This window comes from Dysgonomonas sp. HDW5B (genome assembly GCF_011299335.1).
Lineage (GTDB): Bacteria > Bacteroidota > Bacteroidia > Bacteroidales > Dysgonomonadaceae > Dysgonomonas_A.
Window position 1 is genome coordinate 3,840,122 of record NZ_CP049858.1, and the last position, 23,268, is coordinate 3,863,389.

The 23,268-nt window shown below is 33.8% G+C and carries 19 protein-coding genes and 1 tRNA gene; 10 read left to right on the forward strand and 10 right to left on the reverse strand.

Annotated elements, in window-relative coordinates; all coding sequences use genetic code 11:
* Window position 1: 1 nt before the first annotated feature.
* The 5 genes from G7051_RS15625 (at window position 2) to G7051_RS15645 (ending at window position 6,946) form a co-directional block, all read left to right on the forward strand.
* Entirely contained in the window at window positions 2-2,683 is a 2,682-nt protein-coding gene (locus G7051_RS15625; protein ID WP_370522881.1) for a glycoside hydrolase family 78 protein, read from the forward strand.
* A 19-nt stretch (window positions 2,684-2,702) separates the two neighbouring features.
* On the forward strand, window positions 2,703-3,635 hold the full coding sequence (locus G7051_RS15630) for an aldo/keto reductase (protein ID WP_166201725.1): 933 nt from the start codon (window positions 2,703-2,705) through the stop codon (window positions 3,633-3,635).
* Window positions 3,636-3,717: 82 nt separating this feature from the next.
* The gene (locus G7051_RS15635) at window positions 3,718-4,641 is read left to right on the forward strand and encodes an amidohydrolase (protein WP_166201728.1); all 924 of its coding nucleotides are present in this window, start codon (window positions 3,718-3,720) and stop codon (window positions 4,639-4,641) included.
* Entirely contained in the window at window positions 4,638-5,882 is a 1,245-nt protein-coding gene (fucP, locus tag G7051_RS15640) for an L-fucose:H+ symporter permease (RefSeq protein ID WP_166201731.1), read from the forward strand. The genes G7051_RS15635 and fucP overlap by 4 nt, the downstream gene beginning before the upstream one ends.
* 41 nt (window positions 5,883-5,923) lie before the next feature.
* On the forward strand, window positions 5,924-6,946 hold the full coding sequence (locus G7051_RS15645) for a zinc-binding alcohol dehydrogenase family protein (RefSeq protein ID WP_166201733.1): 1,023 nt from the start codon (window positions 5,924-5,926) through the stop codon (window positions 6,944-6,946).
* A 40-nt stretch (window positions 6,947-6,986) separates the two neighbouring features.
* Here G7051_RS15645 and G7051_RS15650 read toward each other — a convergent pair whose 3' ends face one another.
* On the reverse strand, window positions 6,987-7,619 hold the full coding sequence (locus G7051_RS15650) for a murein L,D-transpeptidase catalytic domain-containing protein (RefSeq protein WP_166201736.1): 633 nt from the start codon (window positions 7,617-7,619) through the stop codon (window positions 6,987-6,989).
* Between the two features lie 340 nt (window positions 7,620-7,959).
* On the opposite strand from G7051_RS15650, the gene G7051_RS15655 reads away from it, so the two are divergent.
* The 4 genes from G7051_RS15655 (at window position 7,960) to G7051_RS15670 (ending at window position 14,593) form a co-directional block, all read left to right on the forward strand.
* Complete coding sequence (locus G7051_RS15655) at window positions 7,960-9,297, forward strand: tyrosine-type recombinase/integrase (RefSeq protein ID WP_166201738.1); 1,338 nt, start codon at window positions 7,960-7,962, stop codon at window positions 9,295-9,297.
* 42 nt (window positions 9,298-9,339) lie between these two features.
* A complete protein-coding gene (locus tag G7051_RS15660; protein ID WP_166201741.1) occupies window positions 9,340-10,392 on the forward strand; it encodes a YhcG family protein in 1,053 nt (350 codons plus the stop codon).
* A 47-nt stretch (window positions 10,393-10,439) separates the two neighbouring features.
* Window positions 10,440-11,075 carry a hypothetical protein gene (locus G7051_RS15665; protein WP_166201743.1) on the forward strand — a complete coding sequence of 212 codons (636 nt, stop codon included), beginning with the start codon at window positions 10,440-10,442 and terminating at the stop codon, window positions 11,073-11,075.
* A 95-nt stretch (window positions 11,076-11,170) separates the two neighbouring features.
* The gene (locus G7051_RS15670) at window positions 11,171-14,593 is read left to right on the forward strand and encodes an ATP-binding protein (protein ID WP_166201745.1); all 3,423 of its coding nucleotides are present in this window, start codon (window positions 11,171-11,173) and stop codon (window positions 14,591-14,593) included.
* A 47-nt stretch (window positions 14,594-14,640) separates the two neighbouring features.
* Here the strand turns inward: G7051_RS15670 and G7051_RS15675 are convergent, their stop codons facing one another.
* Together G7051_RS15675 and G7051_RS15680 are read right to left on the reverse strand one after the other, a co-directional pair.
* Window positions 14,641-17,349, reverse strand: a complete 2,709-nt coding sequence (locus G7051_RS15675) for a tetratricopeptide repeat protein (protein WP_166201747.1) — start codon at window positions 17,347-17,349, stop codon at window positions 14,641-14,643.
* Between the two features lie 12 nt (window positions 17,350-17,361).
* Window positions 17,362-18,246 carry a HEPN domain-containing protein gene (locus tag G7051_RS15680; protein WP_166201750.1) on the reverse strand — a complete coding sequence of 295 codons (885 nt, stop codon included), beginning with the start codon at window positions 18,244-18,246 and terminating at the stop codon, window positions 17,362-17,364.
* A gap of 213 nt (window positions 18,247-18,459) precedes the next feature.
* Here G7051_RS15680 and G7051_RS15685 point away from each other — a divergent pair, with 213 nt between their 5' ends.
* A complete protein-coding gene (locus tag G7051_RS15685) occupies window positions 18,460-18,699 on the forward strand; it encodes a hypothetical protein (RefSeq protein WP_166201753.1) in 240 nt (79 codons plus the stop codon).
* Between the two features lie 357 nt (window positions 18,700-19,056).
* Here the strand turns inward: G7051_RS15685 and G7051_RS15690 are convergent, their stop codons facing one another.
* From G7051_RS15690 to G7051_RS15720, 7 genes are all read right to left on the reverse strand, one after another.
* Window positions 19,057-19,635, reverse strand: a complete 579-nt coding sequence (locus tag G7051_RS15690; protein ID WP_185154995.1) for a hypothetical protein — start codon at window positions 19,633-19,635, stop codon at window positions 19,057-19,059.
* Between the two features lie 22 nt (window positions 19,636-19,657).
* Window positions 19,658-20,581, reverse strand: coding sequence for a relaxase/mobilization nuclease domain-containing protein (locus G7051_RS15695; RefSeq protein WP_166201755.1), 924 nt, complete (start codon window positions 20,579-20,581; stop codon window positions 19,658-19,660).
* Window positions 20,547-20,936: a hypothetical protein gene (locus G7051_RS15700; RefSeq protein WP_166201758.1), complete on the reverse strand. Its 390-nt coding sequence runs from the start codon at window positions 20,934-20,936 to the stop codon at window positions 20,547-20,549. Before G7051_RS15700 ends, G7051_RS15695 begins: the two co-directional genes overlap by 35 nt.
* Before the next feature lie 185 nt (window positions 20,937-21,121).
* On the reverse strand, window positions 21,122-21,523 hold the full coding sequence (locus tag G7051_RS15705; protein ID WP_166201760.1) for a DUF3408 domain-containing protein: 402 nt from the start codon (window positions 21,521-21,523) through the stop codon (window positions 21,122-21,124).
* A 12-nt stretch (window positions 21,524-21,535) separates the two neighbouring features.
* Entirely contained in the window at window positions 21,536-21,832 is a 297-nt protein-coding gene (locus G7051_RS15710; protein WP_166201762.1) for a helix-turn-helix domain-containing protein, read from the reverse strand.
* A gap of 123 nt (window positions 21,833-21,955) precedes the next feature.
* The gene (locus tag G7051_RS15715) at window positions 21,956-22,765 is read right to left on the reverse strand and encodes a hypothetical protein (protein WP_166201765.1); all 810 of its coding nucleotides are present in this window, start codon (window positions 22,763-22,765) and stop codon (window positions 21,956-21,958) included.
* Window positions 22,766-23,088: 323 nt separating this feature from the next.
* Window positions 23,089-23,162 (reverse strand) — tRNA-Met (locus tag G7051_RS15720).
* Window positions 23,163-23,268: the final 106 nt, after the last annotated feature.

Sequence of the window (23,268 nt, forward strand, 5' to 3'; positions counted from 1 at the left end):
AATGAAACGAACGATACTACTTATATTGCTTACACTTTTTGTTTTTAATAGCCATTCGATAGATATTAAAGACTTGACCTGCGAAATGCAGAAAATACCTTTGGCTATAGATAAAGCGAATCCTCGATTCGGATGGAAATTAACTTCGGATATACAAGGGGATAAACAAACTGCCTATCAGATTATACTCACAGCTAATGGAGCTAAGATATGGGATTCGGGAAAAGTAAAATCAGATCAAAGCCAGTTAGTTTTATATAAGGGAAAGCCTTTGGAAAAAGGACAAAGATATGTGTGGACTGTGAAAGTCTGGGATGTAAATGGAAATGCGAAGGAAAGTGAAAAAACATTTTTCGAAACTGCACCCGATTTTAATAATACTAAGACACAATGGATTGGAGCAATAACAAAAGCCGATTCTTATCTACCAATAGGACGTCGGGATTTACAAGGACCATCTTTTAAGAAACCCGAATACAAGGAACTTTATGATAGAATAAACCCGTTAGCTCTGCGAAGTATTATGCTGCGAAAGGCTTTCAATGCAAATAAGACTATAGAGAAAGCAATTGTTCATGCTTCAGGTTTGGGACATTATAATCTTTCGATTAATGGGCAGAAAGTAAGTAAAGATATTTTTACTCCTGTTTGGAGCGATTATGATAAAACCGTTTATTATAATACTTATCAGGTAGATACTCTTTTAAATAAAGGCGAAAATGTTATAGGAATTACATTAGGGAATGGCTTTTATAATGTTGTAGGTAATCGCTATCGTAAACTATGGGTATCTTTTGGACCACCTACTTTATTTCTCGAAATGCACCTTTATTATACGGATGGAACAAGTGAAATACTTACATCTGACAATTCATGGAAATACGCACTTAGTCCGATAACATTCAATGATATATATGGTGGTGAAGACTATGATGCCCGTTTAGAACAAAAAGGATGGGATACGCCAAACTTCAACGATAAAGCATGGAAATCTGTAGTTATTCAAAAAGCACCTAAAGGAGTTCTTCGTGCCCAACAGATTACAAATGTGCGAAGCATGAAACAATATGGAGCTATTTCAATGACTAAAATAGACAGTAGCTATGTATTGAATATGGGGCAAAACCTTTCGGGTTATCCTGCGATAAAGGTTATTGGTAAAAAAGGGCAGACCGTTAAAATAACAGTCGGTGAATTATTGAATGAAGAAACAGGAAAAGTTTCCCAAAAACAATCGGGAGGTCCACATACATATTCATATACAATAAAAGGAGATGGAGTGGAGGAGTGGCACCCCGAATTTACCTATTATGGCTTCCAGTATATACAAATTGATGGAGCAAACGTATTATCATCAGATGATGCAGATAAACCGTTGATTATAGATGTAAAGTCTGATTTTATCTACAATTCAACCAATGAGAATGGGCATTTCGAGTCTTCAAACGAGATTTTTAATAAAGCCCATCAACTGATTAAAAATGCAGTAAGAAGTAATATGCAGTCAGTATTTACGGATTGCCCTCACCGTGAAAAATTAGGATGGTTGGAAGAAACCCATCTGAATGGTCCCGGTTTACTTTATAATTGGGATTTGACTCAGTTCTTTCTCAAAGTGATGCAGGATATAAAAGACGCCCAAAGAGACGGTGGACTTGTACCTAGCATTGTTCCTGAATATGTAATCTTTGGTGACGATTTCTCAGATTCTCCCGAATGGGGAGGTGCGGCTGTTATTGTTCCTTGGATGTACTATCAATTTTATGGAGATAACACTCTGATTGAGCAATACTACAATGTAATGAAACAATATGTAGATTATCTGACTTCAAAATCAACAGGTCATATTGTTTCACATGGTTTAGGTGATTGGTATGATTATGGGGAACATCGGGCGGGATTTTCGATGAATAGCCCCATTGAGGTTTCGGCTACGGCTCATTATTATTATGTTACCCATCTGTTTGCTAAAGCGGCAAAGATGTTTAGCAAGGCTGATGATGAGAAAAAATATACTATTTTATCTGAGAATATCAGAAAAGCTTTTAATGATAATTTTCTGGACAAAAAGACTATGAAATATGGCTCAGGCAGTCAGTTTTGCAATGCAGTAGCCTTGTTTATGGGTATAGTAGAACCACAAAACAAAGCAGTAGTCTTGCAAAACCTGAAAGCAGATATTCAGAAAAGGGGCAACCGCTTAACAACGGGGGATGTGGGTAACCGATATTTGTTTCAGGCATTAGCCCTTAATGGCGAAAATGAATTGATGTATCTGATGAATAATCACACAGATGCTCCTGGATATGGCTTTCAGATACAGTTCGGTGTAACAACATTAACAGAACAGTGGGATCCGCGTAAGGGGGCTTCATGGAATCATTTTATGATGGGGCAAATAGACGAGTGGTTTTTTCATAGTTTAGCAGGCATCGTTCCTTCAACACCCGGATTTAAAGAGTTTACGATTCAACCGCAATCTGTAGGCGATTTAACTTGGGTGAAAGCTAATCACGAAACCTTATATGGTAATATAGCCGTAAGTTGGAAGCGTGAAAATGGTGTATTCTATCTGTCTGTTGATGTACCTGTTAATACTCGTGCTACGGTTATTTTACCCGATGGAAATAATACAAAAAAAATAGTTGGTTCAGGAAAACACTCATTTGAGTGTAAATTATAACAATTTTAGAACGATTGGAATGGAATATAGAAAAATTGGAAATACAGACATGAGGGTGTCTACTCTGAGTTTTGGAGCTTCTTCGTTAGGTGGTGTTTTCCATTCACTGAAAGAGTCAGAAGGTATAAAGGCGGTGCATGCAGCTGTTGAGAATGGCATTAACTTTATTGATGTATCTCCATATTACGGGCATCTGAAATCAGAAATTCTATTAGGAAAAGCTCTGAAAGAAATTGATCGAAATAAGTATTATTTATCAACTAAAGTCGGTCGGTACGGAAAAAACGGTATAAACCTTTGGAATTATACAGCGAAAAAAGCAAAAGAGAGTGTTTACGAAAGTATGGAGCGTTTGAATGTCAATTATATTGATCTGATAAATGTGCATGACATTGAGTTTGCCGATCTAGACCAAATTTGTAACGAAACATTACCAGCCTTGGTCGAACTGAAAAAACAAGGTATTGTGGGATATGTCGGGATTACGAATCTGACATTAAGACATTTTAAGTATGTAATAGATCATGTGCCTTCGGGAACAGTCGATAGTGTCCTTTCTTTCTGTCATTACTGTTTGAATGATGATGCTTTGGTTGACTATCTGGATTACTTTGAAGCCAATGGAGTAGGGGTTATTAATGCTTCCCCTTTCTCAATGGGATTACTTACTGAAAGAGGTACTCCCGATTGGCATCCTGCACCAAAACCTTTGATAGATGTTTGTCAAAAAGCTGCACAGCATTGCCAAAGCAAAGGGAAAAGTCTCGAACAACTTGCTGTAAAATATGCAATAAGCAATCCCCGTATTTCGACTACTTTGTTTAGCACTACTCGCTCGGAGGCTGTCCTTCAAAACCTGCAATGGGCAGAAGAGCCTTTAGATATTCAATTATTGGCAGAAGTGCAAGATATTCTTAAATCAAGATTTCGTGATACTTGGCTGAATAGCTAAGGTGTCAGATCTTTTTATTGCTATGAAAATGTAACAAATCCCATTAGATTTAATTCTTAAGCACAACATTAATCTAAAATGTATGAAAATTAAAATAATCGATGCACATGCCCATCTGTGGTTAAAACAGGATGCAGAGGTAAATGGTCTTAAAATACAGACGTTGGATAATGGGCGTTCTCTCTTTATGGGAGAAGTCCGCCAGATGTTACCCCCGTTTATGATTGACGGGCGTAATACTGCCGAAATATTCCTCTCGAATATGGATTATGCACAAGTTTCGGCTGCCGTTATCACACAAGAATATATAGATGGCTTACAGAATGACTATCTATGGGAAGTTCAACAGAAATACTCCAATCGTTTTTTATGTTGTGGTATGGTAGATGCTCGTAAACCTGATTATTTTGAACATGCGAAGAATTTAATAGAACAAGGGTTTAAGGCGATAAAAATTCCGGCAGAGAGATTGATAGAAACACATAAACAAACATTTCTCACATCATCCAAAATGATGAAAATGTTTAAACTGATGGAAGAGAAAAACATTTTACTATCTATCGATTTAGCAGAAGGTGACACTCAAGTTGCCGAAATGGGAGAAGTTATTTCCGAATATCCTGATTTGCGTATTGCAATAGGACATTTTGGAATGGTTAATCGCCCTAACTGGCAAAAACAAATTAAGCTAGCCCGTTATAAGAATGTAATGATAGAGTCGGGTGGGATAACCTGGCTATTTAATGATGAATTTTATCCTTTTAAGGGTGCAGTACTGGCTATTAAAGAAGCAGCATCACTTGTCGGAATAGAGAAGCTAATGTGGGGATCAGATTATCCACGTACTATTACGGCAATAACCTATCGTATGTCTTATGATTTTGTATTGAAATCAGCTTTACTTTCTGAATATGAAAAACGCTTGTTTTTAGGAGAAAATGCTGCTCGATTCTATTGCTTAAACGATTTAGTAGAATTACCTTATATCAAAAATATGTCCGAATGAAAAACAATACGTACCGAGGGTCTTTAATCTTAATTTTCAGCCTGTTTTTTATATGGGCAATCAGTAGCAACCTTCTGCCGACCATGATCAGGCAATTGATGAAGACTTGCGAACTTAATACATTCGAAGCCTCATTTACGGAAACCGCTTATTGGCTTGCTTATTTTATATTTCCTATTCCGATAGCTATGTTTATGAAGAAATACAGCTATAAATCGGGTATTGTTCTAGGGCTTCTCTTGGCTGCTTTTGGAGGATTTTTATTTCTCTTAGCTGCTGATATAAAAGAGTATTGGGCATATTTGGCCATTTTTTTCATCATTGCAACAGGAATGTGTTTCTTAGAAACAGCAGCAAACCCTTATGTAACTGCATTGGGAGATCCCAATACTTCGACACGAAGGCTCAATCTAGCGCAATCGTTTAATGGTTTGGGTGCTTTCATTGCAGCCATGTTTTTAAGTAAACTAGTGCTTAGTGGACATACTTATACACGTGATACATTGCCTACCGATTATGCAGGAGGATGGGAGGCGTACATTCAGTTCGAAACCGATTCGATGAAATCAATATATCTGTTGTTGGCTTTCATTTTGGTTTTGATAGCCGTTCTGTTTATCATTTTCAAGTTTCCTAAAATAAAAGAAGAGGAAGCCGAAGATACGGGAAAACTGATTGATTTTAAAGTCTTAAAACGCTCTCACTTGAGATGGGGCGTAATCGCACAATTCTTTTACAACGGTGGTCAAACAGCTATTAATAGTTTGTTTCTGGTCTATTGCTGTGTATATGTTAATATGGAAGAGGATATAGCAACTACTTTCTTTGGGCTTTATATGCTGGCTTTCCTTTTAGGTAGATGGATTGGTACGCTATTTATGGGAAAATTCAAACCTCAGAATATGTTGCTTCTCTATGCAATTATCAATGTGCTTCTATGTGGTGTGATAGCTGTATTTGGTGGAATGATAGGACTTTATTCCATGTTGGGAGTATCCTTCTTTATGTCAATTATGTATCCGACACAGTTTTCTCTTGCCTTGGAAGATTTAGGATCAAATACCAAAAGTGGTTCAGCTTTTCTGGTCATGGCAATTGTAGGAAATGCTTGTTTACCACAGCTTACAGCCTATTTTATGCATCTTAATGAACATATTTATCAAATAGCTTATAGTATTCCTCTTATATGCTTCTTATTCTGCGCCTATTATGGATGGAAAGGATACAAGGTTGTAGATTGAGCCTATACGAAAAACGAAAAAAACAATAACATTATAAAACAATGAAAGCAATACAAATTGTTCAACCGGGTGAAATCAAAACGGTTGAATTAGAAAGACCTATACCTCAAGATGATGAAGTTTTAGTAAAGATTCAATATGTAGGTTTCTGTGGATCAGACTTAAATACATATCTAGGAAAAAATCCGATGGTAAAACTACCCGTAATTCCTGGTCATGAAATAGGGGCTGTCATAGAATCAGTAGGAAGTAAAGTTCCCTCTGATATTAAAGCCGGATTGCCATGTACAATCAATCCCTATACCAATTGTGGAAATTGCCCTTCGTGCCGAAATAGTCGCCCTAATGCCTGCCAGTTCAATGAAACCTTCGGCGTTCAACGTAATGGAGCAATGGCTGAATACATGGCTGTACCATGGAGTAAAGTTATTATTGATCCTGATTCGCAGCTCTCCTCAAAAGATTTTGCATTGGTTGAGCCTATGAGCGTTGGTTTTCATGCAGTTTCGAGAGGTGAAGTTTCTGATCTTGATACTGTAATGGTTATAGGATGCGGTATGATTGGTATAGGAGCTATTATTCGTGTAGTAATACGAGGGGCTACAGTAATTGCTGTAGATATGGATGATGAGAAACTGGCATTAGTTAAACGCCTTGGTGCACATCATGCAATCAATTCCAGAACAGAGAATGTTTCACAAGTTCTAAAAGGTTTGACCAATGGCTGTGGAGCTGATGTCATCATTGAAGCAGTAGGTTCACCAATAACCTATCAGATGGCTATTAACGAAGTCGCTTTTACGGGTAGAGTGGTATGCATAGGTTATGCAAAAAGCGAAATAGCATTTGAAACTAAATATTTTGTTCAAAAGGAATTAGATATCCGAGGCTCTCGTAATGCTATGCCGCAGGATTTCAGAAGTGTAATGAAATATCTAAAGAGGAGAACATGCCCTGTAGATGAACTTATCAGCGGTATTTATAAGCCTGATGAAGCTCAGATAGCTTTAACTAAATGGCAAGAAGATCCCGGAAAAGTATTTAGGATATTAATTCAATTTTAAGAGAAAGCTATAGTTAATTATAATCGTGAAAAACTACAAATCAGTAATAAATCCACATTAATGTCGGTTTTTTACTGTTTTGCAGTTTCTTATCCATATATTTCATCATTTCGTTACTTGTTACAGGACATCCGAAACTCCATCCCATAGGTAAATGTTTGGGATATATTTCCTTATCGGGTAAGGGTGTATGCGAATGAAATACTATGATACGCTTATAAGCGTTGCTGTTCGTTTTTTCGAGTCCGTGCATTTTGTAGTGTACGTTGATTCCCCATTGGCTGTATGATCGTATTCCTAGTTTATACTTTCCTAATGATGAACATAAACTGCCTTCGGTATTGCTGAATACAGGCTTTGCTTCAGTACTGAGTTTATCGCCTTTACCGCAACCGTGTGCACATAAAGCTTGCCTGTCGATGTCCTTTGTCTTAAAATTCCATACAAACATACGGTTTTTCCCTGAATGAATTCTCATATCAATCAGAATACAAAAATCAGTATTATAGTTGTTGTTTTCGCAATAAGTAATAGCTTCATTTGCTTTCTGTTTTAATCGGTTATGAGCATCAATATCTTGTTCTTCCTTGGGGCGGCTTTCGATATTGTTACAAGTCGAAAAGAATATCAAGACAATAATTGCTTTGATATATATCGTGAATAAACGATTCATGGTTAGTGTAGTGTTAAATTGAAAAATAACAAAATGAGGCTCACATTTTCATGTAAACCTCTTTCATTTGTAGCGGGACGGGGAATTGAACCCCGGACCTCATGATTATGAATAATAAAATATACAATTTTCTAATTCTTAATATTTTTGCTCTTAGTTTATAATATATTGTTTTACATATATTTAAGTAGATAATTTTTTTCTTTGATTTTTGTTGTATATATGCTTTTTTAGCTATATTTGCATGACATTTATGTACAATTCATGTACAGTAAATTTGGCTATTAATAACGATTTAAGTCGTATTTATCACTTTTATTTATGTACAATATCAAGTATCATGAAAACAAAAGAAAAAATAGAAGCTATTAATCTAATGCAGAAAGACGATGTCAGGGTTGCAACGGTATTGGATACAAGACGGCCTGCCAATAATGGCTTGTACTATGTGAAAACACGAGTAACCTTTGATTATAAGCAAAAGTACTATACAACAGGTACGACTTTAACTATAGATCAATGGCAACGACTACCTAAAGCAAGAGATTATACTTTGGCTGAAATAAGAAGAAGTGTTGAAGCGTCGGCTAAAGTGGTACACAATGCAATATTACAGCTTTGTGAGCTTAATTCTTTTAGTTTTGAGAGACTGGACTCTTTACTTGGCAAAGGTAATAAGGAAAGTGTTAATACGGCTTTTAAGAATAAGATTCAAGAACTGATCGATGCAAATAAACTAAACACTGCCGAATTTTATCAAGGTGCATTGAATGCTTTTGTTTGCTTTAAATGTGGCAAATGGTGTGGGCGAAGAGAAATGCAGAAATGCACTAAAGATTTATTTGAACTTACTTTTCAAGATGTCACAGCCGAGAAGATGCAACGGTTCGAAAAAGAAGCCCTTGCTCATGGATATACGAAAACTACAATTGCAATGCGTATGCGAGCCATGCGGACAATTTGCAATGTTGCTTTGAGAGATGGCGTAATAAGACCAAGCGACTATTGTTTTAAGAAAGGCTCTCAAAACTCATATACTATAAAGAAGACAGGTAGTCGGAAGATTGCATTGACGCTGGATGAAATCAAAATCATAGCACAAGCTTCTATAAAAGAAAGAAATCGTAAAATGTCAAGAGATTTGTTCTTGTTCTCTTTTTGGGCTAATGGAATAAACTTTGCGGATTTGATACGCCTAAAATGGTCAGACTACAACAGAAAAACGAATGAGTTTACATTTGTCCGTGAAAAAACAAAGAATACAGCATCAGAGGATATGTATATATCATTCCCTTTGTTCCCGACAATGAAAGATATCATTGACGAATGGGGGAGTAAAATGGATAAAGAGAGCTTCGTTTTCTCATTTCTTAAAGGTGGAGAATCATATGCTGACGAAATACGATTAACAAAGAATATTACTTATGTTGTGAATAGCAATATTAAGAAACTAATAAAATCGATAAATGCAGATTTACCCGAAGAAGAGCATTTGCCTGAAAATGTAAGCACTTACACCGCTCGCCATTCTTATGGAACCATATTAGCTCATAATAGAGTGCCCGAATCTTATATAGGGTTTGCTTTGGGGCACTCCAGCAAGTCGGTTACAGACTCTTATATCGAAGAATATAGTAAAGAAGACAGGATACAGTATAATTCCTTATTACAATTTTGAATAAATAATTACCTTTGAATAATCCTCTTAATAATAACCAATATGACCGATATTATTAAATCTAATTCAGAATATAAGCAATGGCTAGTTGACCTAAAAAAACAAATCAGACAAAGCCAATTAAAAGCAGCCGTAAAAGTTAATTCGGAACTAATAAACCTATATTGGTCTATGGGTAAAGATATTGTTGAGAAACAGAAAAATAGTCAATATGGAGATGGTCTAATAAAACAACTTAGTCAAGATTTGAAAATTGAATTTCCTGATATGAAAGGTTTTTCTTTAAGCAATCTTAAATTTGTAAGACAATGGTATCAGTTTTATAATGAGAATATTGAAAAAAGCCAACAGCCTGTTAGCTTTTCTGAAAAAGTGCAACAGCTTGTTGCCCAAATTCCGTGGGGGCACAATCTGAGAATCATTTCGAAATGCAAGAACATTGACGAAGCCTTGTTTTATATCAATAAAGCCATTGAATTTGGTTGGAGTCGTGATATATTGGACACACATATCAAGTTAAACGAATTTAAACGTGTTGGTAGCTCCACGACTAATTTTGCATTGACTCTACCACCAATACAAAGCGATTTAGCGCAGCAAACATTGAAAGATCCTTATAATTTTGACTTTCTGACATTATCAGAGAATTATAAAGAACGAGAGTTAGAAGATGCTTTGACAGAAAATATCACCAGATTCCTTTTGGAATTGGGTGCAGGATTTGCTTATGTTGGCAGGCAAGTTCCTTTGACAGTCGGAGATAAAGAATTCTTTATAGACCTGCTTTTCTACCATCTGAAACTAAGATGTTATGTTGTTATCGAATTAAAAGCAGTTGACTTTATCCCCGAATTTGCAGGAAAGGTAAGTTTTTACTTATCAGCAGTAAACGACCTTCTTGCCCATCCGACAGATAATCCGACTATCGGTCTAATGATATGCAAAAGTAAAGATCACTTTGTTGCCGAATATGCTCTTAAAGCTATCAATCAACCTATCGGAGTATCAGAATATGAGTTAACAAAACACTTCCCTAAAGATTTTAAAGGCAGCTTGCCTACGATAGAAGAAATAGAAGCAGAGTTGGAGGAGTAAGCAAATCAAAATTAAATATTCCATACACAACCATAATCTAGAAATACATGTTTAATTTAATCTCTGCAATAACAAATATTACAAATCTATTCTTAGAAGGATTTAATAGTTATAAAAACATAAAGAAAGATACATTTTATAATTTTATTGAACCTGCTTTTAAGGATTTTGAGAAAGTACATGAAAATTACCTTCTTACTATTAGAAATTATATTGAAATAATAAATGCTAATGAATTTAAGAAAAACACGAAGCATCCTCTATTAATTCAAGTCCAACATGATTCATTATTTTCTTCACATTTGAGACATCAAGTGATTTTACTTAGTGATGTTGTATTTAAGAATATAAAAAACGAAGAAATTTCTTTTTTTTCATTTGAAATATTTAAATATTTAGATCAGTCTTATTATGATCTACAAGATTTATTCAATTTTGAAGAACATTCTTTAAACTCTTTTTCTGATATTTCTGAAGAAACAATCAAAATACTTAGCCAATTAAACCATGCAAGAGGATTTATAAATCAAAGTCTTATATATATATCAAAAGAAAAAATTACGTCAAAACAGAAAAAAGAAAAAATGATTGACTTATTAGAGCATATGGTTAATAAGCTACAATGGAAATATGAGGACGTATTACATTACTATAATGCAACAAAAGTCCAACTGCTAAAATGACAAAGTTACATTTCTAAATCTGTTATAAATATGAAATAGTCATATTATAATCGTTAACTTAGCATCAAAATAGAACATCATTCAATCAAAACAAGATGATTATACTTAGCACATTACAAGAAAGAGGTAATCAAAAAGAATATCCCAATAATGAAATAGAAGCAAAGCTATCTCTTTTAGCTTTGGATATATCTTCAAGAGCTAAAGAGCATTTAAAAAGGGTAATAAAAATATTGCCTGAGTTTGATTTACATGATGCCTCTCATAGCGAAAAAGTATTATACAATATAGAGTCTCTTGTTGGAGAATCTACAATTCAAGGATTATCTAGTTACGATTTATTCATTATATATTGTTCTTCTTTTTTACACGATTGTGCAATGGCTCCTACTGATTGGGAGATTAATCTCTTAAAACAAACAGAAGGAAATGACAACTTCACTTTAGGTAACCCAATTCATAATGATTTAAAGAAACCATTTTCATATACAAAGTCACATCAGTACATCTTAGATAACAAAAAATCTATATACAAAGATTTTGATGAAGTAAAAGGATGGATGTTTTCACCTCAAGAAGAAAAAAAGCTAGTCATATATCTTGCTAATCTATTAAAAGAATATCAGGAATTTAGAAATGGTTATGCTGATAAAATTAAAAATGTTAGAAAAATAACTGATTATGAAAGTCTTAATGATGAAATAAGATTTGATTTTATTAGGATTAATCACCATTTCAGAATAGAAGATTACATAAAGAATATGTCTTCCTTATTTGAGTGTCGTTTAGGGGCAGGTTGGAGCAAAAAACTTCTTAATGATTTAGCAATTATATGTAGATCGCATGGCGAAAGTATTTCTTATGTAGAGACACTCGATATTGAAACTCCATATTTCGGTGCTGAAACAGCAAATATTCAATTCTGTTCAATGATGCTACGCTTAGGAGATGTTATACATTTTAGTTATGATAGAGCTCCTGTATCTTTAAGGAGTACTCGCATTTTCAGTTCTGATTTTAGTTTTTCTCAATGGGCAATTAAAGGACAAGGGGTAAACTATAGTATAACAAATCACGAAATCCTCTTTAATGCATTTTGTGATACTCCTTCATATTATTACAAACTTCATGAATATATTGATTGGATTGATATTGAAATTCAAAATTATTTTAAACTCTCTAGAAAATGGGATAAAAAATATGTTGTATCACTCGCAGAAAAAGTAAATCGAAATGGGATAAAAAATGATGATGAAATATTTCAGCCAAGACACGGATTAAAATTTGTTCTTGATCAGAAATCAATTATAGAGCTACTTATGGGTGTTGGCTTATATAAGGATAAATATGCCTGTATAAGAGAACTATATCAGAATTCATTAGATGCCTGCAAATGTATATTATCTCAAAAAGATTATTCCGACAAAATTGGAGAAATAACATTTGGTATTGAAATAACTGAGTCAGGTAGGTATCTATACTGTCAGGATAATGGTATTGGAATGTCTAAGTATATAATTGAGAACTATCTTCTTAAAATAGGCAACTCATATTACAAATCTTCTGATTTCTATAAAAAGCAAGCTGAAAATTCCAATCAATTTACTCCAACATCTCAGTTCGGTATAGGAATCTTATCTTGTTTTATGATTGGTAATAAAATAGAGATAACAACTAAAATGGAAGGTGAGGATTATATATCATGTTCTATAGATGGTCCGCATGAATATTTTTATTATAAGAATAGCAGTGAATTCGATAAAGAAAAAATCGATAAATCAGGTACTATAATTAAAATATTATTGAATGAAGATATAGAATTGTCTAGCCAAGCAATGGACAAAAAAGAATTACCTCTTTTTTTAGACGTTTTACCTAATTTTATACCTAATGCAGAAAAGTATAAAGCTCTATTCGATTTGTTTCCGAAGCATTTATATTCAGTCATCACTAATTTAGTCGGTATAGTTCCTGATAATATCTCTGTATATATAAGTCAGGAAGATCATTCACTTATTCCTATAAAATCACAACCTTTCCTGTTTTCAGAAAAGGAATTTACCGAAAACTTAACGGAGGAGGATTTAGAATTGGTTAACCACCATATTAATAGATGGCATAGATCCGAAGATAATCTTTTTATAATTACAGATATTATTAATAAAATTGAAACTTATAAAATACATATAGAAAAAGACAATGTTCATTTTTATGCCTTTTTAAAATTACCTAAAAATGAAGATATTGAATTTGATACCAATATTTTACGGAGTATTCCATATGCATGCAATGGGCATATCTGTATAGATGGCATTTTTATAGATTCAAAAAGTCATATTTCGTCAATTGATCATTATTATTCAGGATATTTAACTCATATTGGGATTATTGATTTTTGTAGTTCAATACGTCCTCAATTGTCCGTAGATAGGAAATCGATAACTAATTATCCCGATGATTGTGAAAAAATAGCTAAAGACATTTCTGTTGAACTATTAAGTGAAGTCATTAAAATTACTCTAAAGCATATAGAAGAATATAATATCCAAGTATCTGGGTCTACTTATAATTCTATTTGGAACTATTTATTTAAAACCTATAGTTTTGCCCCATCTCTTTTTGTCAATTATATTGCAAATAGTAAACTTGGAAATATAAACTGGCATGAGTTTGATAATGTTCTCATTGAAAATAATCTCTCAATAAAAGAATTTGTAGATAAAAAAGAAGTCGCATTCAAAAATTATAAATTCAAGAGTCTTAATGCCTTTACTCAGGATTTGATATTAACAAAAATTATCTCCTCTGATTCAATTGAGGTTACCGAAGATGAGATTAGAATTTCGGCAGAAAAACTTCTTAAAACTCCATGGAAAGATAAAAATAGACATCACAGAGATACGATGTACTATGTTTGTCCAGATAAATGGGATATCAATAACAAGGAGTATGATATTATATCCAACAAATATCCAGTAGTTTCTCCTACGCTATTTAACAAATTAATAAAATATAAAGATGAAAAGATTAATAAAAGAACAAATGAAATACATGTTTATGGAAATAATTCAACAGCAATATTTAATCAAGACCCTGTCTTAGTACATCCACGATATGGTTTATACAGTTATTCTGATAGAGGAGTAGGTCATAAAAAACCTAGTCTAATTAAAGCTTTTGACAACAAAATAGAACATTTTTATTTAGCCGAAATTAATGGAAGAGGTAGTTCAGATAAAACAAAATATTTATTATATGCATTCATCGCACCAAGAGAGCTAAATGATATAGAAAAGTCTGAATTAAAAAGCCTTATTCAAGATGAGCCAGAATATGTAAAAGGTGTTCAAGAAGGTTGGAGCATTTTAATAACGACTCAAGAGATAGATGATGTGATTGTACATCCTGGTCAGGTGAATCGAGATGTTCTTGTAAACAAAATATCTGATAAATTTTGGGAATTATACAAAGATTGGACGTTCAAATTTACAGATGGAACTATTTGTTCTAAATCATAGTTTGTTTTCGCGTTTTAAAGAGACAAAAGAACTAGTTTGTTTATCATTCACTTATGAGTAAAAGCCATAAAACTATTTAGAATTTCTGTTAATTCTGGTCTGGTAGTACAAACTGTTTCACTCCATTCTTTAAAATCAGAGAATGATTTACCTGAAGGGATTATATAAATATACATCCTCTTTTTCATATATTTTATAGGTTCTAATTTTTCCGACATTCCATCTTCTTCAATAAGTATAACCATAGGATTAATATCCCTTACATAACAAGAGTTGAGATATAATGCTAATAAATGAATCGCATCTTCATAATTCCCACTATACCAATTCGCAAAACTTAATACGCCATGAATTAAGGGCATATCGGATTCTTCTATTAATTTCTCTTCAATAATAATTTTATAATGTTTTGCAAGGATACCAATAGCATTCTCATGTTTATTATCAAGTATGAGATGATATCCATAATCAAACAAAGCTCTTTCTTTATTCCGTCCTAATTCAAAATTCTCGCACAAATCTACACAAATACCAAACATCTCTGTAGAACCACTATAATCCTCACATTTAGAGTATGTCCATCCATAACTATTATACAAGTTATATAAACCATCAATAACATTCATCCCAAATTTATCAATGGCTATTCTATAATAATCAATGCTCTCATCATAAGATTCAAAAGCTCTTTGATAATCTTTGGTTTTACTATAAGCATCACCTAGTAATTGCCAAACTTGAGCTTTAACATTTGGCTCTATTGAGTCATCGAATAGCTCTATTGTTTTTAGAAGAGCGTCTATCGCATTATCATATTCTTTTTTGTTTAAAAGAAGTTTCGCCAATGCTGAGTGACTCTGGATAGAAAGAGATGAATTATTGCTTAATATCAGTCGATTATAAATGAGAATAGCATCCTGTAAATAATCTTTTGATTTATCTGATAAATATACTTGCATCGTAGCTTTTTCATATTCTGCCTTTTCCTTTTCATCTACACTAGACAGAAAATTTAGACTACAATTATAGTTCTTTAGAGCAGTTTCAAAATCACCTTGAAAGCGAGCTATCCGACCTCTTATATAATATAAAATTCCCCAGTTGTCTAAACGAGATTCATTTAATAAGTCAGTTGATATTTTTGATGCATAATTGAATTTGCCTGAGTTCATAAGATATGATATGAAATTTTCAGCCTCTTTTTTAGCCAGAGCTATATTGTTAGCATTCAGAGCAAAATAAATCAAAGCATTTGTCTCTAAATTTGTAATATCAGATTTGACAGACAGAAGATAATTTATAAATTCAGTATATATTAATTTATCTATGTTGTTTTTGTCAACCAACATTTCTCTCTTAACAAATTCAGGAATAACGAAAAAGAAATTGTGAAATGGTTCTATAAGAAACTTATTTCTTAGATTTCTAAATAATTTATCAAATGTGTCTAATCCTATATATTTTCCAATTTCATACCTAAAGGGTATTTCAAAAATGGATAATAGTTTTAATAGTTCATATTCATTATAGTCTAAAGTATTCAACACAGTAGATTTTATATAACTACTAACTTCTTCAATTTTTTTTCCCGTAAGTTGAGTTAAAAAAGACTCTACTGGTTGATATTGAATAATACTTATACATAGCTTCAATAAATAAGGATGTCCATTTAGCAACTGATGTATTTTATTAAAAGAATCTGAATCAACATTTTTTATATCATATGTCTGGAATAACTTCAAATAAGAATCTTTATCAATACCTCGTAATTCCACCTGATAAATAGGATTTTTAAAAGAGGCTATATTCCAACTAGAAAGAGTCGTTATAATTATTTTGGAAGAAGAAACATTATCATTAAGCGACTTTAGTAATGAATTAAAATCATTCTCTATTGAGCCTAAGCCATCGAAAATAATACAACAACTATATTTATTTAGACAGGATATTATAGTCCTAATAATAAAATTATAATCTGATGACGATAATACTCTTTCAATTGAATTATCTTGAAATGTTTGCTTAATAAATCTAGCAAAATAATCAAAAAATAATTCTTGACTGTCTGTTATGTCACTATTTACCCATAGTATCTCATAATTAGGAATATTTGATAGGAAATTAGCAATAAAACTACTCTTCCCAACACCTGATATTCCTCCTATGATGAATGTGTTGAATTTGTTAAAGTTTGAATTAAGATCTATATTCTCTCCAATTCTCCCATAAAAGTTCTGTGTTAAAGGAATTCCAAAATATTCGTTAATAAGATCTTTAGGATCAGCTATATTTTTAGATTTAAGTATATCTAATATCTCATCTTGTTTTTCATTAATGTTCTTGCTTATTTTTATATTTTCATTTATAGATATAAATAGATTCTGGAAAAAGGTAAGGACTTCTGAGACATGATTAGGGTTTATGTTAATTTTTGTCTCTTTAAAACGTTCCTCATGAGTAGCCTTAATTCCTTTAAGCTTCTCTACTGTAAACTTTTCAACATCATCTGTCTCTTTGTGGTGTTTATGGCATAAGAATAACAAATTTTCTATTGAGCGCCTTTCCTCAGGGGTTTGGTTTTGATTGTAGCGTTCTCCACCTGGTAATGCAGCTTCAATATGACAGCATTCAGCAATTAATATATCGTCATCATTGAATATTCTTTCTGTACAATTCGGAAAGTAACATTCATTCCCTGATCTCAACAAAAGCATTTTTATTGTTTCTGCTGTTGGTGAAAGCCGTTTGCTATTCATACAATCTAGATATTATTTCTCCCCATACTCCTCAATCTTCTCCTCACAAATCCGCTTTGTAATATCCCGAAGCAATTCTACTTTTGGAACAAGCGCATCAATATCCTCTTTGGTAACAATGAAGTCAGGATCGTAGCGACCATTCACATAAGCAGCTTTGATAAGTTCGAAGAGGCGTTTTTCTTCGGCGGTATCTTGTGGAAATACCTTGATAAACTCGTGAGAATATTTCTTTACCGAATTTAGGAGCTTGGTTAGGTTATGTTGTTTGCTGTTTTGCAAGGTATAAGCTAAACGGATAGCATAAAAATAGTTTTCGCAAGTTTGATGAAGATTAAATGATGCTAATTGAAAATCGTTGTCATCTGAATGAAACTTAGCTCCTTTGAGAAATCCATTTGCTCTATTAAACTTCTCGTCATAATACTCTTGAGCCTGTTGTTTTATTTCGTCAAAGTTGAGTTTGCGACGACGGGCAAGTTTGAACTTTCCACTGTCGTAAAGCATCACACCCTCTTGTTTTATCTGCGTGAAAAAATAACGACCTTCATCCAATTCTTTGTTCAACTTCTTCATGTCAATATTGATAAACTGAACAGGCGGTTGGCGGTCAGGGTCTTTTGCCCGATTATAGTATTGTACTTCTATATTGTCGAGTGCTTTTCCTGCAATACCATCCGAAATGCCGCTTGTTACCACCAAAATATCGTAGTCGCTCACATAGAACTGTAACTTGCCAAACTCAAACTTCTCATCATACACCACATAATTGTTGCGAGCATAACTCCCGAAAAGGATTATCATTTCGGTTTGTTTTACTCTTGTTAAGATAGACTCAACAAGGAAATGCAAATCTCGCTGATTGGTAGATGGTAAGTATGTGATTGACTTTTTCATTCGCTACAGATTTCTAATGATCTCAAAGGTAGATAAAATAAGGAAAACAAGAATTAACTTTTGATACAAAATTGTATATTTGTGTCATGTCCTGTTATTGTCGATTTTGTTACATATTTCAAATCCACAAACCACTCACAGCGATATAAACTATTTATTCTTTTAATATTTATATCGGCTTGATCCATCAATCAGGCTTAAACATGGACATATATGGATACATTAATAAAAGGCAATCTCGATTTAGGAGCACTATACACATTTTTCACGGAAGACACCTCGCCCAACGAATTTGCGAAGCTGTTAGACGAGTTTCTGTTTGATTACATGAATTTACTTGTCAAAGTTCAGCTATCGGACGAAAAAGACAAAACGATTCACGCACGAACCGATCTGTTTGTTTTTTACATAAAGACTTTGCGAGATATTTTACCCTATTGCGAGAAAGGGTAGCATCTATCTATTTCATAAATAGATTTATATGAAGAAGAAGGAAGGAGCAGCTTTTGCCCCCATTCCTTTATTGTAGTTATTCGTAAATACAATTTATCCGCTCATTATATATATGCGTCAGAAGTTGTTTCGCAAGCTATGCCCCTTTGACTTTTCAATGAAGTGTTCGAAACGTCAAATTTTCAGCGAAAAATACAACCTGAAAAGGTGGAGATTTTTTGTCTGAACCCCTTGAGGCAGGAATTTGACCGGTGATGAACACGAATTTAGCTTTGTCAAAGGGGCGTAGCGCGAAACTATTTTTGATGCCCTATTGAGAGAGATTTACGATAACCCTTTATACACCTTAGATAAGACTTACTTATTCTTCATCTTGGGCGGTTGCTTTAGAGCAAGTTTTAAACTATCATTCTCAACCTGTAAATTCCTGATGAAAATATATTGAGAAAAATACCTGCTTTGCTGCAAAGCAAAATCATTTTGCTGCTTCATGCTAAAAAGCGTTAAGATAAACACCAGCAGAGCAAGAACAGCAATAACTACAGACGATTTTCTGACCTGAAAAAACCTGAAATTAAAATAGATTGTTTCATCTTTTACCTGTTCTTTATTATCGGGCTGTGGCTGCACCTCCGTCTCTTTTTGATGTTTTCTAATATAGCTAACAACATTCAATATCTTCCTGATTTCTTCACCTAAAGCAATTATATTTGTTCTATTTGCATCGAAATGAGATTGGCTATGTCTACCAAGCAAGTCCATTTGTGCCCTAACTTTAGTAATTATATCGTCTTTCAGCTCCCCTAAATCAGGTTTAATTTTCGTTTGATTCTCTTGTGGAGGAAGCGATTTTTGAGCGATTGAAAGCTGATCCATTTTCTCAGCCATCTCCGACAGTTTTTCCCATAGTGCATCATTCGATATATTATTTCCCATACTGTTATTTATGTATTATTGTTTATAAACCGAAGCCCTTACGCTTCTTTTTTCGTTGACGTTTGCTTTCCTCATACTCCATGCGATTGCGGAAAGCTTCTTCCTGATAGTCGTCCCCATGTGTTTGCAGCAAGCCTGTTCCGCTGAGTCCATCCAATACGGATTCAACCACAGATTTAGATTCCATGTTTCTTGTATTGGGTTGTTGAGCCTGCTTACCGTTTTGAGTAATCTGCTGCACAAGTTTTGAATAACTGAAACGTCTGTCTATTTCCGAACCCTTAAAAGAAACCCCATCTTTACCGAATGATATTCCTTGTACCTCGTTGGTCTGACCTTTACACTTATATTGAACAGATACGCCCTTCTGCCTCAGGATAATTTCAAACTGCTGCCAATCTTTCGATATACTTAATGCTTTATTGACCACAGCATATACTTCGTGCTTGGTTTTCTCTGTGCCTCTGAGCATGTGGATATTGGTATTTTCTTTTCCTTTACCATAGGTCAGTTGATAACTATCTTTTATTGCCTTACATACCTTTTCATTCCGATATTGATCGTTCTTGTCCGATATGGTCTTACCCTCGTTGTTTACCCGATTGAATACAATATGGCAATGGGGATGTTCTGCATCTTTATGCCTGACAATAATATATTGCGTATCCTTGATATTCATTTTCTGCAAATATTCTTTCGCCAGTTGCAACATAAACGGATTTGTTAAACGCAAATCGTCTTCTTTGGAATAACTCAGCGATATATGCCCGACAGACTTCGATAGATTCGGATTCATCAGACTTTGTAAATAAAAGCTGTTGATAATCGACTTGGTATCTGACAATAAGATGCCATCACTGTAACCGATCAACTCCGCTTTTGGCTTATCCATCACATAAGAAATACATCCTTTAAAGCTTCTTCCTTTTGTTATTTTTCCAATCATCCGACAGTGTATCGATTATTTCAAGAATACTATTCAACACAAATAAGGTCTTATTTTCTAAATCTTTCAGGCTTAAAAACCGAGTATGTTTGACCAACTGATTCAGATTATTGCCCATATTAGAGAGACTTTTCAATACAATCAGATCCTCTTTATTGACAGCTTCAACAATTTTTGCTTCCAAAATCGCATCGTGACAATAGATACTTAAAGGCAATTTTGCTTGTTTAGCCCGATACTTCAGGGTATAGAGTTCGGGCTCGGAAAAGCAGACACCGATAGTTCTACTCTTCCGATTGACCGCACTCTTTTTGGGGCGACCTCCTTTCTTTTTATTATCTGAATTATCCTTCATCAAAATCTATTTTTTGTAAATGATTACTTATTTATCCCACCAAAATTGTCGACCAACGGGAGCAATTTTCCCTTTGGCGAAAGCCAAAGCGAGGGTTTTCATGCAATGAAAACATAACCTCGCTCCGCTGACGCACAAAAAGCTGCTTTACCTACCAATGGTTGAGCTTACTCGGAAAAGTATGCTTACAACTTTTTCCAAGTTTCAACATCATCCTTGTATTCCTCCAAATGGTGAATAGCCAGATTCTCGATGAAGCCCGACACGCTCGATTTCTCTGTACCCAGTTTGCGAACTATGTCAACCACACGTTCCCGAAGTTCATTGCTGATGAATACGGTTTTGCGGTCAGTTATTTTGGGTACGACAAGAAATGTTTGTTGATAATCGAGTAAACCTGATTTACGCTGCTTGGTGGAAGATCTTTGCTTGATTGTCTGATTGGGTAAATCAATAGAAATCGGTTCGCTCGTTGAAGTTGGCAAACTCTCCTTACTTTCCTCAGAAAAGAATGTTTGCTTCCGAGACACTTCTCCCATGATTTCAGATATATTAAAATCTGAAGGAACTTCTTTTTTATTTTTCATAGAGCAGACGTTTTATTTGTTCGAGTTCTTTTTAATCAGCTTGGATGTTTGTTTATATGCGTCTTGCTCCAATTGTTGCTTCGACCTTACAGGATTTTGCCTAAGCCACTCTTCAAGCATTTCCCTTTCGAAATAAATCATTTTGCCCTGTGGTTTGTAGTGTGGGATAATTCCTTTTGATGTAAGTTGGTATAAATAACTCTTCGATAGATTAAGAAACTTACTTGCCTCTTCGAAAGACAAAATGTTTTTAGTTACGTACAGCTGTTTCTCTAATGCGGAAACCCTCATTTCTAAATTTTCGTCCATAGTGATATGAATTTTGGAATTAATAAAATAGGGTTGCGCATACCCTGTGAATTTATCGACAGGGCAAAAATAGATTGTTTATTAAGGAGTTATGTTTGAGAGCGTGAAAGTCTCAATGTATTCTCAATGTTGTTGCAATTGTTTAATGTACTTGTCTATGATATGAGAATCTTTCGGAGGGTTTTCTAAATTGTTATTTACAGTCGTAGATATATTATCTTGTGTTAAAGGTCTTCCTTTTTCAGAAGAGAGAAATATGTTGTTTTGAGCGCATACGGCTTGCCATTCTCTGACGATATAATAACGGTTACTCAACTCTGTAAATAGATAAATGAGGAGTTTATTTTTCTTGCTCCCAATTTTCAAGGGTTTTTTCAACTCACATAATAAGATTTGTTTTAGTAAATCAGATGTGACAGCTATTTCTAAAACGTTTATTTTATTCATGCATTCAACGACAATCTCTACCTGTTTATCATTGAGAGTTGACTTAAAATTCTTATTTATTATTTCAGGCTGTTGCGAAATAGTTATTTTTTGAAACTTGTCAGCGTTCTTTTTATACAATAGTTCAAATGTTGCATTTATTTGGCTTTGTGCATCAATAGTCAAGTTTCCATAGGATACCCTATTTTTATAGTCTGAATACTGTTTGTCTAAATACTCTTTTTCCTCTTCTTTATCCATTTTATTATACTCAATCACAGTTCTCATATAATGCGGATAAAATTGAATATCCTTGAATAGTAAAGTAAGAAGATTTAGCCAGCTAAACATAGCAACGAATCCGAATAGAATACAAGCTATCGGAAACCATAGGTAAGCCAATATGATATTTTTCTCTTTCAACAATACATATTTATCCATCAAAGAATTCCATATCTTCCGATTGGCTTCTTTTTGTGAAATATTTATGTAAGTCAATTTTTTCATGTAGGCATGTTTCAATAATAGCAAAACTAAAGAAAAGAAATATAAGAACAAAAACACAGGCTTATTTTGCCGTGATTTACCCCATTTTGGTATGTACATAGTATGTACATTAGAGGGGTGTACATAAATTGTACATAAATAATTATTGGATTAACTTTGATTTTCCTCATTAGAGAAAGGAGTACTAACAATAAAACAGGCTATACTCTTCTTAGATTTTCTTTCTCTTAGTTATTGATTTATAGCGGGAAGTGTTATGTACAATTTATGTACAGCAAATAAAAAAGAGGCTTACAATTTCTTGTAAACCTCTCATTTTCAAGTAGCGGGACCGAGAATTGAACTCGGGACCTCATGATTATGAATCATGCGCTCTAACCATCTGAGCTATCCCGCCATGCCTCATTAGCGGTTGCAAAAGTATGGCAAATATTTTGCATCCGCAAGCCTATTTTGAAAAAATATAAGTGTATCTTTGAAAATATTTTTTAAGATATTGATAA

Excerpts from the sequence above, each read along its gene's own strand:
- G7051_RS15625 (WP_370522881.1), top strand. The coding sequence starts at position 2 with ATGAAACGAACGATACTACTTATATTGCTTACACTTTTTGTTTTTAAT.
- G7051_RS15630 (WP_166201725.1), top strand. The coding sequence starts at position 2,703 with ATGGAATATAGAAAAATTGGAAATACAGACATGAGGGTGTCTACTCTG.
- G7051_RS15635 (WP_166201728.1), top strand. The coding sequence starts at position 3,718 with ATGAAAATTAAAATAATCGATGCACATGCCCATCTGTGGTTAAAACAG.
- fucP (WP_166201731.1), top strand. The coding sequence starts at position 4,638 with ATGAAAAACAATACGTACCGAGGGTCTTTAATCTTAATTTTCAGCCTG.
- G7051_RS15645 (WP_166201733.1), top strand. The coding sequence starts at position 5,924 with ATGAAAGCAATACAAATTGTTCAACCGGGTGAAATCAAAACGGTTGAA.
- G7051_RS15650 (WP_166201736.1), bottom strand. The coding sequence starts at position 7,619 with ATGAATCGTTTATTCACGATATATATCAAAGCAATTATTGTCTTGATA.
- G7051_RS15655 (WP_166201738.1), top strand. The coding sequence starts at position 7,960 with ATGAAAACAAAAGAAAAAATAGAAGCTATTAATCTAATGCAGAAAGAC.
- G7051_RS15660 (WP_166201741.1), top strand. The coding sequence starts at position 9,340 with ATGACCGATATTATTAAATCTAATTCAGAATATAAGCAATGGCTAGTT.
- G7051_RS15665 (WP_166201743.1), top strand. The coding sequence starts at position 10,440 with ATGTTTAATTTAATCTCTGCAATAACAAATATTACAAATCTATTCTTA.
- G7051_RS15670 (WP_166201745.1), top strand. The coding sequence starts at position 11,171 with ATGATTATACTTAGCACATTACAAGAAAGAGGTAATCAAAAAGAATAT.
- G7051_RS15675 (WP_166201747.1), bottom strand. The coding sequence starts at position 17,349 with ATGAATAGCAAACGGCTTTCACCAACAGCAGAAACAATAAAAATGCTT.
- G7051_RS15680 (WP_166201750.1), bottom strand. The coding sequence starts at position 18,246 with ATGAAAAAGTCAATCACATACTTACCATCTACCAATCAGCGAGATTTG.
- G7051_RS15685 (WP_166201753.1), top strand. The coding sequence starts at position 18,460 with ATGGATACATTAATAAAAGGCAATCTCGATTTAGGAGCACTATACACA.
- G7051_RS15690 (WP_185154995.1), bottom strand. The coding sequence starts at position 19,635 with ATGGGAAATAATATATCGAATGATGCACTATGGGAAAAACTGTCGGAG.
- G7051_RS15695 (WP_166201755.1), bottom strand. The coding sequence starts at position 20,581 with ATGATTGGAAAAATAACAAAAGGAAGAAGCTTTAAAGGATGTATTTCT.
- G7051_RS15700 (WP_166201758.1), bottom strand. The coding sequence starts at position 20,936 with ATGAAGGATAATTCAGATAATAAAAAGAAAGGAGGTCGCCCCAAAAAG.
- G7051_RS15705 (WP_166201760.1), bottom strand. The coding sequence starts at position 21,523 with ATGAAAAATAAAAAAGAAGTTCCTTCAGATTTTAATATATCTGAAATC.
- G7051_RS15710 (WP_166201762.1), bottom strand. The coding sequence starts at position 21,832 with ATGGACGAAAATTTAGAAATGAGGGTTTCCGCATTAGAGAAACAGCTG.
- G7051_RS15715 (WP_166201765.1), bottom strand. The coding sequence starts at position 22,765 with ATGAAAAAATTGACTTACATAAATATTTCACAAAAAGAAGCCAATCGG.